The following is a 15,316-nucleotide window of genomic DNA, read 5'->3' as shown; positions in this document are numbered from 1 at the left end:
TTGACTGCAAATGAAAAAGTTAAAACTAGCAACAATATTAGGAACAAGACCTGAGATTATTCGATTAGCCGAATGTATCAAAAAAAGTGATATCTATTTCAATCATATTTTAATTCACACTGGACAAAATTATGATTATGAATTAAACGAAATCTTTTTTGAAGATTTAGGACTAAGAAAACCGGATTATTTTTTAAATGTAGCCGGAAGTCATCTTGGGGAAACTATTGGTAATGTTATCGCAAAATCCTACGAAGTATTATCAAAAGAAAAACCTGATGCGCTTTTGGTTTTAGGAGATACGAATAGCGTATTGAGTACGATTGCCGCTAAACGATTAAAAATTCCAATTTTTCATATGGAAGCAGGAAATCGTTGTTTTGACCAAAATGTGCCTGAAGAAATCAATAGAAAAATATCGGATCATATTAGCGATATCAACCTAACTTACACAGAGAATAGCAGACGTTATTTGTTAAGTGAGGGTTTTCGTAAAGACCATGTTTTTGTGATTGGTTCCCCATTGAAAGAGGTTTTACACGTTCATTCTAGTAAAATTAATTCAAGTAACGTTTTAGAACAATTACAACTTACCAGTAAAAAATATATTGTAGTTAGCGCACATAGAGAAGAAAATGTGGATATTGATGCTAATTTTAAAGCCTTAACGAATGCCTTAAATAAAGTAGCTGAGAAATATCAATTACCCGTTATTTTTTCAACACATCCAAGAACTAAAAAAAGAATTGATTCTCAAAAAATTACATTTCATCCATTGATTCAAAATGTAGCGCCACTAGGATTCTTTGATTATGTACAGTTGCAACAAAATGCATTCATCGTGTTGTCTGATAGCGGTACTATTAGCGAAGAATCAGCGATGATGAAATTCCCAGCGGTAAGTATTCGTACTAGCACTGAGCGACCAGAAGCCGTTGATGCCGGAACCATCATTTTAGGAGGAATTAATGAAGACGAAATCATAAATTCAATTGAAATTACAAAAGGATTATTCGATAGCGAAATCAAAATCCCATTAGAATATGAAGTTTTAAATAGCTCAGATAGGGTTATAAAAGCAATTATGAGTTACACTAAAATTGTAAATCTGGTAACTTGGAATAAATAATTTATGAAGAAAATTTTAATTATTGGTTCTAAAGGTATGGCAGGACATGTCATGCAAAGTTATTTTACTGCAATCGATACTTTCGAGGTGTTTACTGTTGCCAGAAACATTTCGGAAAATAAAAAAAGTTTTAATGTCGATGTAAGTGATAAGGAAAAGCTTCTAACCATAATTAATGAGCATCAATTTGATGTTGTAGTAAATTGTATTGGAATTTTAAACAAAGACGCCGAAGATCATCCGTCAAAGGCAGTTTGGTTCAATAGTTATTTTCCGCATTTTTTAGAGGAAATTACAAAGAATACCCAAACCAAAGTAATTCACATCAGTACTGATTGTGTGTTTTCAGGCAAAAAAGGAAATTACACGGAAGCCGATGTAAAAGACGGCATCGGGTTTTATGCCCAATCAAAAGCATTGGGAGAAATTGATAATCCAAAAGATGTCACCATCAGAACCTCAATCATCGGACCTGAAATTAATCCAAACGGTATCGGATTGTTGCATTGGTTTTTGAGTCAACCTTTAGACGCTAAGTTGAATGGTTATTCTAATGCCTATTGGACAGGTTTGACAACACTTGAATTAGCAAAAGTGGTTCATGAAATAATCAACCAAAACATTTCAGGAATTATTCAAGTGGTGCCAAACGAAAAAATAAATAAATACGAATTGTTGCAATTGTTTAATTCTGTATTTCGAAACAACCAATTGGAAATTGTGGATTACGATGCTTATAAAGTAGACAAGAGTTTACTATTTACAAGTCAAGATTTTGACTACCACGTTCCCACTTACGAACAAATGTTAATAGATTTGAAAGCTTGGATTTTAAGCCAAAACACCCTATACAAACACTATTCATTATAATATGATATCTGTAGTTACTGCTTATTACAACCGAAAAAAGTTATTTACTCGTACTTTAAAAAGTATGTTGCCTTATTATGGTAAAATCAATTTTGAAGTTATTGTAGTAGATGATGGTAGTGATGAAGTAGAGCGATTAGAAGATTTACAAACCGATTTTCCTTTTCTAAATGTTATTCGTTTAGAAAAACAAAACAAATGGTATAAAAATCCTTGTATTCCTTTTAATATAGGCTTTGAAGCGGTTAAAGGTGATAAAGTTATTATTCAAAATCCAGAATGTTATCATTTTGGTGCCGTTTTAGAATATGTGGATGCTCATTTAAAAGAAAACGAATATTTGAGTTTTGGATGTTTTTCAATGGATAAATTGAATACTGACGATGATGCGCTTTTTTTTGATGAAAAGAACATTGTTAAACTTATCGAAAACAATAATAGATCATTCACTACTGATGGCGATTTAGGCTGGTACAATCACTCAAAATTTCGCCCAGAAGCCTTTCATTTTTGTGCAGCGCTAATGAGTACTGATTTATTTGATTTGGGAGGATTTGATGAGCGCTATGCAAAAGGAGTAGGATATGATGATGATGAATTAATTTGGCGTATCAAAAATAAAAATATGCAAATTAAATTCATTGATGATACCATTGTGTTACACCAAAACCATTACGTTGCGCCTAATGATTTAGTAGAAGCTAACAAGAGAAGATTTGAAAGCTATAAACGAAACAAATTCATCTTTGAACAAATTACAAAATGCAATTCGCATTGGAAGGTAAATTACATTGAAAATGTTCACTGTAAAGATTCAAAAGAAAATAAAACAGAAAGCAATTATTTTTTTGAATTTAATACCTTAACCAATGCCATTATCAAGAATAAACTTAAAAGAAAAATAGGTTTAAAGCTATTGAAAATATTGGCTAAAATTTAAAAATTGAATATCTCCGTCATCATCCCCGTTTACAACGCTGCTGCTTATATTGAAAAAGCGGTGACTTCGGCTTTGTTTCATAACGAAGTAAAAGAAGTGGTTTTAGTAAACGATGGAAGTACGGATGATTCTTTAGCTATTCTTCAGAAATTACAACAATCCGATGCTAGAATTAAAATCTATCATCATGAAAATAAGGTTAATAAAGGACGTTCTGCAAGTCGTAATTTAGCCTTGCAAAAAGCAACCCAACCTTTTATTGCCTTTTTAGATGCCGATGATTTTTACTTGGAAAATCGTTTTGAAACCGACCGCAAAATTTTTAGTAGCGATACTACAATTGACGGTGTTTACAATGCTATTGGAGTTCATTTTTATAGAGATTTTTCAGATGAAGAACACCAAGAATTATCTTTAACTACCGTTACAGAGGCTATTCCGCCGCAAGAATTATTTGGCTATTTATTAAACGGTAAAAAAGGCTATTTTTCTATTGATGGTTTAACTATCAAAAAAGAAGTATTAACTAAAATCGGACTTTTTCAAGAGCATTTAGTTGTGGCGGAAGATACGGATTGGTTGCTTAAAATGGCACTAACCTCAAAATTAGTTGCTGGAAACATAAAAGAAGCCGTTGCTATGCGCGGTGTTCATGTTACGAATAGTTTTAATGTTAAAGAATTATATAAAAAATATTGGTTTAAGATGTATGAATCGGTTATTTATTGGGGTTTTCAAAATAACATCGAAAAAGCTAAAATCGATTTACTATTGAATTGGCTATTTTATTACCGCTACAAAGAAAAGTATAGCTTATTAACAGAGTTCAAGTATTGGTTTTATTTACTAAAATCAAATCCGAAACTAATTGCCTCAACTTTAGCTATTAAATACTGCCCAATTATTAGGAAAAGAAAGCAACTTTTCCCATTTTTGTTCCGATAAATACAAACGATTTGCAACCACTGGTTTCCATAATTATTCCCACGTTCAATAGCAGTAAGCACATAAAGGCAACTTTAAATAGCGTACTTTCACAAACTTATACGAATTGGGAATGTATTTTAGTAGATGATGGTTCTATAGATTTAACGGAAACTATTTCTGTGAATTATCAAGAAAAAGATAATCGTTTTCAATTGTATAAACGACCAGTAGATTTGCCCAAAGGGCCTTCTTCTGCTCGAAATTATGGTGTTTCCAAAGCCAAAGGAGATTACTTGATTTTTTTAGATGCCGATGATTTATTGGCGACGACTTGTTTAGAAAATCGAGTAGCACAATTCCAACAAAATCCAGAATGTGATTTTTTAGTGTTTCAAATGGAGCGTTTTGTTGAGGAACCCGATTTTTCTAAAAAAGAAATAGTAGTCGAACAAGATAAAACCCGCATTTTAGAATCTTTTATTCAATTGCACGGTCAGTGGCCCATTACGGCTCCAATTTATAAAACTGATTTTTTTAAAACCATCCATTTTAGTCCTAGTTTGGTCGTTTTTGAAGACTTAGAAGTAGCTATAAAAGCAATTGTAAAAGCAATCGATTTTCAGGTTTTCAACACTATTGATTGTTATTATAGAAACGATTCAAATTATCAAACCAAGTATAACTCTTTAGAGATTAAAACCAAAATGGTAAAATCTTTTCAAACACTATTATTAAGTGTTGTAGAGTTGGTGCGACAAAATCCTGAAAAACAGTTTAAAAATCAAGATATAAAATCTTATTTTATAGAATCCTATAAAAAAATATTTCGTTTTCAGATTTTAGAAAATACTGAAGCATTTAAAGGAGATAACAAGAAAATAGTACATTTGCTTGCAGCATATGGTTTTTTGGACAGTAAAACGGCTTTTAAATTCTTTTTGGTTGACCGTGTTTTATTGCCTTTTGCATCCATTAAAGGAAGTGGCATTGCTCGATTAATAAAAAAAATATATAACTAACATGGCAGATTTTAGTTTTCAAAATAAAAATGTTGTTATTCTTATTAAAGATGCTATTTTAGGTGGGGCAGAACGTCAAGCTTTGGGATTTGCAAAATATGTAAAAGACCACTATAATTGTTCGGTTTCAATTGTTGTAACGTATTCTAATGACCAATCAGATGAGTTTAAAAGTTTTCTTAACGAGATTGGAATTGATAAAGTAAATTATTTTGGTGAACCTTCATTGTCTGTAAAAAATGAATTATCTGTAAAGAATTTAAAAAAAGGGATAAGAGCTCTTAGATATTTAATAAAAATAACTCTCGGAATTAGAAAGTTAAAACCAGATGTTTTAGTCCCATTTATGAATGGACCTTCTAAAATAGCCTCATTAATTTATAATTTCACAGGAGCAAAAACCACTTTTTGGCATCAATTAGGTTTAGAAGTTTGTTTTTATGATTGGTTAGAAAGAATTGCAGTTGAAAAATCACCAGCAATTATTGCAAATGCAGAAAATGGTTTGCAAGTATTTAAAGAGTATTATAAAGTTCCTCAAGAAAAATTAAAAATTTTACCGCAATTTTTAGCAATTGAAAAGCAAGATTTAGATAAAGAAAATTTAAAAGAGCACTTATCAATACCGAAAGATTCATTTATTATAGGTATGATAGCACATTATAGAGAAGAAAAATATCAAGAGTTATTAATTGAAGCATTTTCTCATATCGCTTTAAATACTAACATTCATTTAGTACTATTAGGAAATAAAGATAACAACGAGAATACACTAAAAAAGTATAACAAACTAATTGAATTAATCAAAAAACTAGATATTGAAGATAAGGTTTCTTTGCTTTCAGGGGTTGACGTACATGAGGTGTTAAATGTTTTGGATATAGGAGTTTTAGTCTCCGAAATAGAAGGTACGCCAAATGTAGTTATGGAGTATATGTTGTATGGATTGCCAGTTATTGCATCGAATCATAAAGGTTGTTGTGCTCTTTTAGGAGATTCTCCTTTTTTAATTCCGAATGATAAAAATATTTTGATTCAGAAAATGAAAGAATTAATAGCGAATGAAAATTTAAGAAAAAATGAAGGAGAAAAGAACGCTAAAATGATTAGCCAAAACTCTGCTGAAAATTATTTTAAAGAATTACAAATAATATTGAACAATTAAAAATGAAAATCCTTTTACTATCAATGCATTCTATTCATGCTACTCGTTGGATTGAAAATCTGAAAGAATCGGATCATGAATTGTATTGGTTTGATATTTCAGGAAAAGGAAAAATAAATACACTTGAGTCTATTATTCAATTTACCGGATGGAAAAAAAGGAAATTACCTTACATAAAAGGAGAACATTGGTTTTCTAAAAAGTTTCCAAGCTTTTATCAATTAATTCGTCCGTTTTTAGAAGTAACAGAAAACGAAGCGTTAGAAAAAATAATCAAAAGCATTCAGCCTGATTTAGTTCAGAGTTTTGAAATGCAAAGTTGTTCTTATCCTATTGTAAAAACCATGTTGAAATATTCTAAAATCAAATGGTTATATAACTGTTGGGGTAATGATATTTTCTACTATCAAAACTTACCAAATCATAAATCCAAATTAAATCAAGTATTGTCGAGAGTAGACTATATGACTGCTGATTGTAACCGCGATGCTGTTTTAGCCAACCAAAATGGTTTTAAAGGGGAATTTCTCGGAGCAATTCCAACTGGTGGTGGTTATGATTTGTCTTTTTTTGAAAATTTTAAAAAACCTTTTGCAGATAGAAAAATAATCATCGTAAAAGGATATCACCATCTTTTTGGAAGAGCCTTGAATGTTATCAAAGCATTAGAAAGTGTCAGAGAGCAATTAAATGATTATACAGTTGTTGTGTTTGGAGCTCATAAAATTGTTGAAGATTACGTTAATAATAAAAAACTACCTTTTCAAGTCTATGACAGGCATGGTTTAAAGCAAGAAGATGTTTTAAAATTAATGGGTCAGTCTGCTATTTATATAGGCAATAATATTTCAGATGGAATGCCTAACACAGTATTGGAGGCTATGATTATGGGTGCTTTTCCTATTCAGTCAAATCCAGGCGGTGCAACAGCTGAAATTATAGATGAAGGTAATAATGGGTTTTTAATTCAAGATCCTGAGGATATTGAAGAAATTAGAAATTTAATTTTAAAAGCTATTCAAAATCAAGAATGGATTGCCTCAGCTTCAATGAAAAATTATAAATTAGCTAAAGAATACGTTGATTTAAAAACAAACCAACAAAAAATAGTAGCTTTATACCAACAAATTGAAAACGATACATGCGAGTAGGTTTCAACCCTAATAAAGATAAAGTTCTTTCAAAATCTGATTACAACCATCAGGTAATTGTTCCTGTTTATATTCCGCATCAAAACGATTATTTTAAAGATAGTTTTCAAATTTTGCAGTTGTGTTTGGAATCACTTTTTAAAACATGCCATGACAAAACTTACATTACTATTGTAAACAATGGAAGTTGTATTGAAGTAGTAAACTATCTGAATCAGTTACAACAAGAAGCCAAATTACAAGAAGTTATTCATACTACTGCAATTGGAAAATTAAACGCAATTTTAAAAGGATTGTCTGGACATCAATTTCCTTTAATTACCATATCAGATGCAGATGTTTTGTTCTTAAATAATTGGCAAAAAGCTACTTATGAAGTGTTTGAGATTTTTCCTCGAGCAGGAGTTGTTTCGCCAGTACCAAATCCTAAAAATTTAAGATACTATACAGCAAATATAATTGGTGAAACTTTTTTTTCAAAAAATACAGCTTTTTCACCTGTTGTTGCTAAGGCTGGGATGGAAGCTTTTGCAAAAAGTATTGGTAATGAATCCTTGTTTAAAGCTATACATTTAGAAAAACAATTAACTATAACAAGAGGAAGTACGACAGCTTTGATTGGTGCAGGACATTTTGTTGCCACATACAAAGGGGTTAGCTTTGATGTACTAAAACAACGTTTTTCAACTTATAGTTTAGGAGGAGATAGCGAAAAATTATTATTAGATAAACCCGCTACCGATTTGGGATTGTGGAGATTATCTACGCAAAATAACTACGCCTATCATTTAGGAAATGTGAAAGAAAATTGGATGCTGGATGAGTTTGACAATATAATTTCCGATTCCTCAACTTTTGAAAATAGTGTTGACAATAAAGTATATTCTGGAGTTTTGAATGATTTTTATATGAAATTTTTCTCGAGATTAATTTTTAGAAAACCTTTTTGGCAATTGTATTTGCGTTTCAAAGGTCTAACTTCAGAAGAAGCTAAACAGTATTAAAGATGAAAACAATAGCTATAATTCCTGCAAGAGGTGGTTCAAAACGCTTACCAGGAAAAAATATAAAACTATTAGGTAGTATTCCTTTGTTGGCGCACAGTATTTTGTATGCACAACAACACAAATTTATAGACGCAGTTTATGTTTCCACAGATGATGAAGCAATAAAAAAAGTAGCGTTACAATATGGCGCTTTGGTAATCGATAGACCTCAATCACTTTCAGGGGATTTTGAACTTACTGTTTCTGCTCTAAAACATGTTTTAGAATCAATTGATGGAGTAATTGAAAATGTAATTCTTTTGCAAGCTACTAATCCACTGCGTCCAGATAATTTATTACAAGACGCCTTTGTTCTTTTTCAAGAAAAACAAGTGAACAGTTTGTTTACCGTTTCACGAAGTCATCATAAATTAGGAAAAATTACAAACCATAAATTCATTCCTTACAATTATGAAGTAGGGCAACGCAGTCAAGATTTAGAACCTTTGTATTATGAAAATGGGTTGCTTTACATTACAAAAGCATCTGTAATATTAAATAATGAAATCATTACAAAAGATGCTTTTCCGTTAGAAGTAAATCATCCTTTTGCTAATGTAGATATTGATACACAAGAAGATTTTGATTACGCACAATTTCTTTTAAATAAAACTAAACACTAATTACTATTCACTAATCACTAAATATATGAATCCCTATATAGAAATTTCAGGAAGAAAAATTGGTCAAGATTTTCCACCATTAGTCATTGCAGAAATCGGAATCAATCACGAAGGTTCTTTGCAAGTAGCCAAAGAAATGGTTGATGCAGCACATAGAGCTGGCGTTGAGGTAGTCAAACACCAAACACATATTGTTGCCGACGAAATGAGTGGCGCGGCTAAAAAAGTAATTCCAGGAAATGCAGATGTTTCCATTTATGAAATTATGGAGCGTTGCGCTTTAAATGAAGACGACGAATTAGAATTAAAAAATTATGTAGAAAGTAAAGGTATGATTTTTATATCTACTCCATTTTCTCGTGCTGCTGCCGAACGTTTAAAAAAGTTTGATATACCTGCCTATAAAATTGGTTCTGGAGAATGTAATAATTATCCTTTATTAGAACATATTGCCTCTTTTGGAAAACCAGTCATTTTAAGTACAGGTATGAATACAATTGAAAGTATTCAAAAAGCAGTAGCCATTTTTGACAAACATAATGTTCCTGTGGCTTTATTACATACTACTAATTTATATCCAACACCTATTCATTTAGTTCGATTTGGCGCCATGATGGAAATGCATCAAGCGTTTCCTGATAAGGTTTTTGGATTATCAGATCATACCTTAAATAATAATGCTTGTTTAGGTGCAGTTGCATTAGGTGCATCCATTTTAGAGCGACACTTTACAGATCACATGAACCGAACAGGTCCAGATATTGTATGTAGTATGGATGAACAAGCTACAAAAGAATTAATCATCAATAGTGCCGAAATGGCTCAAATGCGTGGTGGAACCAAACAACCTGCAGATGAAGAGCAAGTAACGATTGATTTTGCTTTTGCAACAGTTTGTTCTATTGCCTCTATTCAAAAAGGCGAAATCTTAACCAAAGAGAATATTTGGGTAAAGCGACCTGGAACTGGTAAGATTCTAGCAGAGCATTTTGATTCGTTATTAGGTAAAAAAGCGACAAGAGACATTGCAAATGATGAGCAATTGGATTTTGGTGATTTTGAGTAGATTTTTATAGTTCTTTTAAATTTGTAATTTCACCTTTGTCAAGCTGAGCCTGTCGAAGCCTAATGAAAATATATATTGCTACAAATGACTTCGACAAGCTCAGTCTGACATAGGAGTCAATTAGTTTCAGTTGAAAAGTAAGTTATTTAAATTTGTAATTTCACCTTTGTCAAGCTGAGCCTGTCGAAGCCTAATGAAAATATATATTGCTACAAATGACTTCGACAAGCTCAGTCTGACATAGGAGTCAATTAGTTTCAGTTGAAAAGTAAGTTATTTAATTTTGTAATTTCACCTTTGTCAAGCTGAGCTTGTCGAAGCCTAATGAAAATATATATTACTACAAATGAATTTGACAAGCTCAGTCTGACATCAGAGTCAATTAGTTTCAGTTGAAAAGTAAAGTTCTTTAATTTTGTAATTTCACCTTTGTCAAGCTGAGCTTGTCGAAGCCTAATGAAAATATATATTACTACAAATGAATTTGACAAGCTCAGTCTGACATCAGAGTCAATTAGTTTCAGTTGAAAAGTAAAGTTCTTTAATTTTGTAATTTCACCTTTGTCAAGCTGAGCTTGTCGAAGCCTATTGAAAACGGTTTTATATTACATCTTATGAAATTATTCTATGTTTATATTTTAAAATGTAAAGATGATTCCTTTTATACAGGAATCACTAATAGTATTGAAAGAAGATTATATGAACATAACGTAGGAGTTGATAAAGACGCTTATACTTATTCAAGAAGACCAGTTGAATTAGTTTGGTTTGAAATGTTTACTGATCCTACTCAAGCAATTATGGTTGAAAAAAAAATTAAAGGATGGAGCAGAAGAAAAAAACAAGCTTTAATTGATGAAGATTGGGATAAACTAGTAAGATTTTCTAAGAATTACACTCAGTTTGGGAAAGAAGATTAGTGCTACTAAGAACTTCGACAAGCTCAGTCTGACATTCTAGTAAGTAAGATGAATTGAATTTCAGTTGTATTTAGATTAAAAAAGAATTAATCAAAAGCCATATATTTGCAAACCTATATCAATTAATAAAATGTCCAAAAAAATCCTCTTTCTTACGGGTACTCGTGCCGATTTTGGTAAAATAAAATCCTTGATTCAAATTTTGGAAGCACATCCCGAATTTGAGCCTTTTATTTTTGTTACGGGTATGCATTTGCAAAAGGAATACGGCTTTACTTTGTTAGAAGTGGAAAGATGTGGATTTTCGAATATTCACACGTTTGAAAATCACACCCATGAAACCACGATGGATTTAACTTTAGCCAAAACTATTGAAGGATTATCTGCTTATGTAAAACAGTGTGAACCCGATATGATTGTAATCCATGGTGATAGAGTAGAAGCATTAGCTGGTGCTATTGTTGGAAGTTTGAATAATATTTTAGTGTCACATATTGAAGGTGGTGAAGTTTCGGGAACTATTGATGAGTTGATTCGTCACTCTACCAGTAAAATGAGTCACGTACATTTTGTTTCTAACAAGCAGGCAAAAAAACGTTTGATTCAAATGGGTGAATTAGAAAATGCCATTTTTACAATCGGTTCTCCTGATGTCGATATCATGTTTTCTACTACACTGCCTAATTTAGAAACAGCAAAACAGTATTATGAAATTGCATTTGATACCTATGCAGTTGCAATGTTCCATCCAGTGACTACAGAAGTCAAATTTATGCAGGAATATGCGGATAATTTTGTAGATGCTTTATTAGAAGATTATCATAATTATGTGGTAGTGTATCCTAATAACGATTTAGGAAGTCAAACCATTTTGAAAGCATATGAAAGATTAAAAGGAAATCCTCGTTTTCGAATTTTCCCATCTTTGCGATTTGAATATTTTTTAACTTTATTAAAAAAATCTCAGTTCATTATTGGAAATAGTAGCGCAGGTATTAGAGAAGCACCTTATTACGGTTTACCCATTATCAATATTGGTACACGTCAACAAAATAGGGCACTTCACGCAGATATTATCAATGTGGATTATACATCGGAAAGTATTTCTAATGCTCTAAATGTTATAGATACTCATAAAGTACAACCAACAGAAAGCGATTTTGGAAAAGGAAATAGTGCCGAATTATTTTTGAAATCCCTTTTAAATGAGGATATTTGGCAATTAAATCATCAAAAACAATTTAGAGATAGTTAAATGTTCTTCAACTCCTTATCCTTCGCCATTTTTTTGCCCATTGTATTTTTACTGTATTGGTTGGTGTTTAATAAAAATAAAACCACTCAAAATGCGGTATTAATTGTCGCGAGTTATTACTTTTATTCCTGTTGGGATTGGCGTTTTCTATTCTTATTAGTGTTTTCTACCTTATTGGATTACTTCAGTGCTATTATGATGGAAAACAGCTCTTCGGATAAAAAACGAAAGTTATGGTTGTGGATTACTATCGGAATCAACTTAGGGTTTTTAGGGGTTTTTAAATATTATGATTTTTTTGCACAATCGTTTGCCGATTTATTACAAGGTTTCGGATTTCAAGCGAATCCTGTTTTACTAAAATTAATTCTTCCTGTTGGAATTTCATTTTATACGTTTCATGGCTTGTCATACGTGATTGATATCTATTACAAGCGTATTACCGCCGAACGCAATTTTATAGATTATTCGTTATTCGTGAGTTACTTTCCACTTTTGGTAGCTGGTCCCATCGAAAGAGCCACACATTTATTACCACAGGTAAAAATCAAACGTCACTTTAATTTTGAAAAGGCAAAAGAAGGTGTTTATCAAATTATTTGGGGATTAGTGAAGAAAGTAGTGATTGCTGATAGTTGCGCTACGTATGCGAATGCTGTTTTTGACAATTACGAATCTATGAATTCGTTGTCGTTAGCGTTAGGAGCTGTTTATTTTGCCTTCCAAATTTATGGCGATTTTTCAGGGTATTCAGATATTGCACTAGGAACATCTAAATTGTTTGGAATCGATTTATTAAAGAATTTCAATTACCCTTATTTTTCTAGAGACATTGCCGAGTTTTGGCGTCGTTGGCACATTTCGTTATCTTCCTGGTTCCGCGATTACTTGTATATTCCGTTAGGTGGCAGTCAAGGTGGTATGTGGATGAAAGTTAGAAATACATTTATCATTTTCCTAGTGAGCGGATTTTGGCATGGCGCCAATTGGACGTTTATTATTTGGGGATTATTGAATGCGATTTACTTCTTACCTTTATTACTTCAAAATAAAAACCGTTCCAATATGGGCGAAATTGAAATGGGTTGGGATTTAGGTAGTGTAAAAACCATTTTAAATATTTTAGGCACATTTGCCTTAACTACAATTGCTTGGATTTTTTTTAGAGCTAAATCGATTTCAGAAGCAGTAGGTTATATACAAAAAATGGTAACCGATTTACACTTTAAATCGGAGTATTTGAGTAACGAAAGGTACAACTTTGAATTGGTGCTTTTGGTGTTGGCTTTTGTTGTGGTTGAATGGTTCAATCGTTCAAAAGTAGAACCCTTATCGGGTAAAGCAAGTTGGGTAAAAGTAACTTTGGCCATTATGGCATTATTAGCTTTAGGTGTGTATTCCGATTATAAAGAATTTATTTATTTTCAATTCTAATGAAACAATTTTTAATCTTTATCGGAAAAATATTGATAGCATTATTAGCTTCTGCATTAATATTGGATTTTGGATATACCTATATTTATTCAAATTCAATTGGAAGAAACAAAGTTGAAAACGTTATCAATACCAACAATAAGAAATTTGATGTAATTATGATGGGTTCGTCAAGAGCTAATAATCATTTTGTTTCTCAATTGTTTATCGATAAAGGTTATAAAGCATTTAATTATGGCATAAGTGGTTCTAAATTGCAAGAAACAGCATTGTTGTTACAATTAATGATAAATAATGATTATGAAATAAAAAATCTTATTTTGGAAGTAGATTTGAATATAAATTCAGACAGTTTTTCCTTTGGAAATCAAGCTAAATACATGCCTTTTATTACTACTAATTCATTAGTCTCTAATTATTATCAGAATAAATTATCAGATTATAACTATGTTAAATACATTCCTTTTTATCGGTACATAAAATATGAACCTCAAATTGGTTTTAGAGAAATGTTTTTTTCATTGATAAAAAGACCTTCTAATAGTTTACATAATTATGGTTTATTTCCACTAATGAATGAAGGAAAAAACATGAGTCATGATTTGACGGATAAAACTCCCAAAAGAAATTTGTCTTATGAATTAATAAAAAAAACGTGTAAAGAGAATAATATTAAGCTTATAGTTGTAACTACTCCAGTTTGCGAAAACACAAAGGGAATTGATTATTTTAGAAAAATTAATACAATTTATCCTGAAATTTTAAACTATGAAAATTCTGTAGTTGAAGACAAATATTTTTCTTCTTGTGGTCATTTAAATTATGAAGGTGCTAAATTGTTAACATCAAAAATCATCAACGATTTTTTCTAATACAATTAGATGAAACAGTTTTTAGTTTTTATCGTAAAAATAGTAGTAGTGCTTTTGCTAGTTGCTTTTGCATTGGATTTCATTTACACTACTGTTTTTGTTCAATCGAAAACAAGAAACAAGGTTGAAAACGTTATCAATTCGGAACCTCAAAACTATGATGTTGTTATTTTAGGAACATCGCGAGCGAATAATCATTTTGTATCGGAATTGTTTGAAAAAGAAGGTCTGAAAACCTTTAATTACGGTATGAGTGGTGCGCATTTATTTGAAACTTCACTTATGTTAAAATTGATGGTTGAACGCGGTTGGAACATCAAAAACATCATTCTGGAAACCGATTTGAATCTGTCAAATGAAAAACGAGATGATGGTACTTTTGGACGTTTTATGCCGTTTATGCACCAATCGAATACTATTACAGAACATTTTAAAAACGAACCCGATTTTATCGAATTGTATTATGTGCCGTTTTACAGATACATTCAATTTGATAGTAAAGTTGGATTTCGGGCTTTTTATAAATCGTTACAGCAAGAGCCAACAAATACATTAGCAAACAAAGGTTATTATCCGTTAGGATTTAACCCAAAAGCCAATATGAAAAATAATATTGAAAGTTTAGTGCCTTTGCGTAATCGTTATTTCGAAGAAATTAAGCAAATTTGTAAAAGCAATAACATCAATTTGATTGCTGTAACCACGCCAATATGTTCTAATGTAAAAGGAATGGACTATTTCAAAAAAGTGAAAAAGCTGTATCCAGAAATCAAAGAATATGAACATTTTGTTGAAGGAGATCACTATTTTTCATCTTGTGGGCATTTGAATGACAAAGGGGCAAGGGCATACACCTCAAAAATCATTGAAGATTTAGAATTTAAAAGAGAATAATTAAA

The 15,316-nt window shown here is 31.3% G+C and carries 15 protein-coding genes; all 15 read left to right on the top strand.

Going from position 1 to position 15,316, the window contains the following annotated elements; genetic code table 11:
- Positions 1–10 precede the first annotated feature (10 nt).
- The 15 genes from wecB (at position 11) to M9Q43_RS10150 (ending at position 15,311) form a co-directional block, all read left to right on the top strand.
- Entirely contained in the window at positions 11–1,129 is a 1,119-nt protein-coding gene (gene wecB / locus M9Q43_RS10220; RefSeq protein WP_262318832.1) for a non-hydrolyzing UDP-N-acetylglucosamine 2-epimerase, read from the top strand.
- Positions 1,130–1,132: 3 nt separating this feature from the next.
- Positions 1,133–1,999: a dTDP-4-dehydrorhamnose reductase family protein gene (locus M9Q43_RS10215; protein WP_262318831.1), complete on the top strand. Its 867-nt coding sequence runs from the start codon at positions 1,133–1,135 to the stop codon at positions 1,997–1,999.
- Position 2,000: 1 nt separating this feature from the next.
- The gene (locus M9Q43_RS10210) at positions 2,001–2,939 is read left to right on the top strand and encodes a glycosyltransferase family 2 protein (protein WP_262318830.1); all 939 of its coding nucleotides are present in this window, start codon (positions 2,001–2,003) and stop codon (positions 2,937–2,939) included.
- Positions 2,940–2,942: 3 nt separating this feature from the next.
- On the top strand, positions 2,943–3,884 hold the full coding sequence (locus M9Q43_RS10205) for a glycosyltransferase family 2 protein (RefSeq protein WP_262318829.1): 942 nt from the start codon (positions 2,943–2,945) through the stop codon (positions 3,882–3,884).
- A gap of 11 nt (positions 3,885–3,895) precedes the next feature.
- A complete protein-coding gene (locus M9Q43_RS10200; RefSeq protein WP_262318828.1) occupies positions 3,896–4,885 on the top strand; it encodes a glycosyltransferase family 2 protein in 990 nt (329 codons plus the stop codon).
- Between the two features lies 1 nt (position 4,886).
- Positions 4,887–6,050: a glycosyltransferase gene (locus M9Q43_RS10195; protein WP_262318827.1), complete on the top strand. Its 1,164-nt coding sequence runs from the start codon at positions 4,887–4,889 to the stop codon at positions 6,048–6,050.
- Between the two features lie 2 nt (positions 6,051–6,052).
- Positions 6,053–7,201 carry a glycosyltransferase family 4 protein gene (locus tag M9Q43_RS10190; protein WP_262318826.1) on the top strand — a complete coding sequence of 383 codons (1,149 nt, stop codon included), beginning with the start codon at positions 6,053–6,055 and terminating at the stop codon, positions 7,199–7,201.
- A complete protein-coding gene (locus M9Q43_RS10185) occupies positions 7,192–8,205 on the top strand; it encodes a glycosyltransferase family A protein (RefSeq protein ID WP_262318825.1) in 1,014 nt (337 codons plus the stop codon). The genes M9Q43_RS10190 and M9Q43_RS10185 overlap by 10 nt, the downstream gene beginning before the upstream one ends.
- A 2-nt stretch (positions 8,206–8,207) precedes the next feature.
- Positions 8,208–8,870, top strand: a complete 663-nt coding sequence (locus M9Q43_RS10180; protein WP_262318824.1) for an acylneuraminate cytidylyltransferase family protein — start codon at positions 8,208–8,210, stop codon at positions 8,868–8,870.
- Between the two features lie 25 nt (positions 8,871–8,895).
- Positions 8,896–9,936, top strand: coding sequence for an N-acetylneuraminate synthase (neuB, locus tag M9Q43_RS10175; protein WP_262318823.1), 1,041 nt, complete (start codon positions 8,896–8,898; stop codon positions 9,934–9,936).
- 614 nt (positions 9,937–10,550) lie between these two features.
- A complete protein-coding gene (locus tag M9Q43_RS10170) occupies positions 10,551–10,856 on the top strand; it encodes a GIY-YIG nuclease family protein (protein WP_262318822.1) in 306 nt (101 codons plus the stop codon).
- A gap of 130 nt (positions 10,857–10,986) precedes the next feature.
- Entirely contained in the window at positions 10,987–12,111 is a 1,125-nt protein-coding gene (gene neuC / locus M9Q43_RS10165) for a UDP-N-acetylglucosamine 2-epimerase (protein ID WP_262318821.1), read from the top strand.
- Positions 12,112–13,545, top strand: a complete 1,434-nt coding sequence (locus M9Q43_RS10160) for an MBOAT family O-acyltransferase (RefSeq protein ID WP_262318820.1) — start codon at positions 12,112–12,114, stop codon at positions 13,543–13,545. It begins immediately after the preceding gene.
- Positions 13,545–14,417 carry a hypothetical protein gene (locus M9Q43_RS10155; protein WP_262318819.1) on the top strand — a complete coding sequence of 291 codons (873 nt, stop codon included), beginning with the start codon at positions 13,545–13,547 and terminating at the stop codon, positions 14,415–14,417. The genes M9Q43_RS10160 and M9Q43_RS10155 overlap by 1 nt, the downstream gene beginning before the upstream one ends.
- Before the next feature lie 9 nt (positions 14,418–14,426).
- On the top strand, positions 14,427–15,311 hold the full coding sequence (locus M9Q43_RS10150) for a hypothetical protein (RefSeq protein WP_262318818.1): 885 nt from the start codon (positions 14,427–14,429) through the stop codon (positions 15,309–15,311).
- Positions 15,312–15,316: the final 5 nt, after the last annotated feature.

Source organism: Flavobacterium odoriferum, from assembly GCF_025499515.1.
GTDB classification, from domain to species: Bacteria; Bacteroidota; Bacteroidia; order Flavobacteriales; family Flavobacteriaceae; genus Flavobacterium; species Flavobacterium odoriferum.
This window is presented reverse-complemented; position numbering and strand designations above follow the sequence as displayed.

Excerpts from the sequence above, each read along its gene's own strand:
- wecB (WP_262318832.1), top strand. The coding sequence starts at position 11 with ATGAAAAAGTTAAAACTAGCAACAATATTAGGAACAAGACCTGAGATT.
- M9Q43_RS10215 (WP_262318831.1), top strand. The coding sequence starts at position 1,133 with ATGAAGAAAATTTTAATTATTGGTTCTAAAGGTATGGCAGGACATGTC.
- M9Q43_RS10210 (WP_262318830.1), top strand. The coding sequence starts at position 2,001 with ATGATATCTGTAGTTACTGCTTATTACAACCGAAAAAAGTTATTTACT.
- M9Q43_RS10195 (WP_262318827.1), top strand. The coding sequence starts at position 4,887 with ATGGCAGATTTTAGTTTTCAAAATAAAAATGTTGTTATTCTTATTAAA.
- M9Q43_RS10190 (WP_262318826.1), top strand. The coding sequence starts at position 6,053 with ATGAAAATCCTTTTACTATCAATGCATTCTATTCATGCTACTCGTTGG.
- M9Q43_RS10185 (WP_262318825.1), top strand. The coding sequence starts at position 7,192 with ATGCGAGTAGGTTTCAACCCTAATAAAGATAAAGTTCTTTCAAAATCT.
- M9Q43_RS10180 (WP_262318824.1), top strand. The coding sequence starts at position 8,208 with ATGAAAACAATAGCTATAATTCCTGCAAGAGGTGGTTCAAAACGCTTA.
- neuB (WP_262318823.1), top strand. The coding sequence starts at position 8,896 with ATGAATCCCTATATAGAAATTTCAGGAAGAAAAATTGGTCAAGATTTT.
- M9Q43_RS10170 (WP_262318822.1), top strand. The coding sequence starts at position 10,551 with ATGAAATTATTCTATGTTTATATTTTAAAATGTAAAGATGATTCCTTT.
- neuC (WP_262318821.1), top strand. The coding sequence starts at position 10,987 with ATGTCCAAAAAAATCCTCTTTCTTACGGGTACTCGTGCCGATTTTGGT.
- M9Q43_RS10160 (WP_262318820.1), top strand. The coding sequence starts at position 12,112 with ATGTTCTTCAACTCCTTATCCTTCGCCATTTTTTTGCCCATTGTATTT.
- M9Q43_RS10155 (WP_262318819.1), top strand. The coding sequence starts at position 13,545 with ATGAAACAATTTTTAATCTTTATCGGAAAAATATTGATAGCATTATTA.
- M9Q43_RS10150 (WP_262318818.1), top strand. The coding sequence starts at position 14,427 with ATGAAACAGTTTTTAGTTTTTATCGTAAAAATAGTAGTAGTGCTTTTG.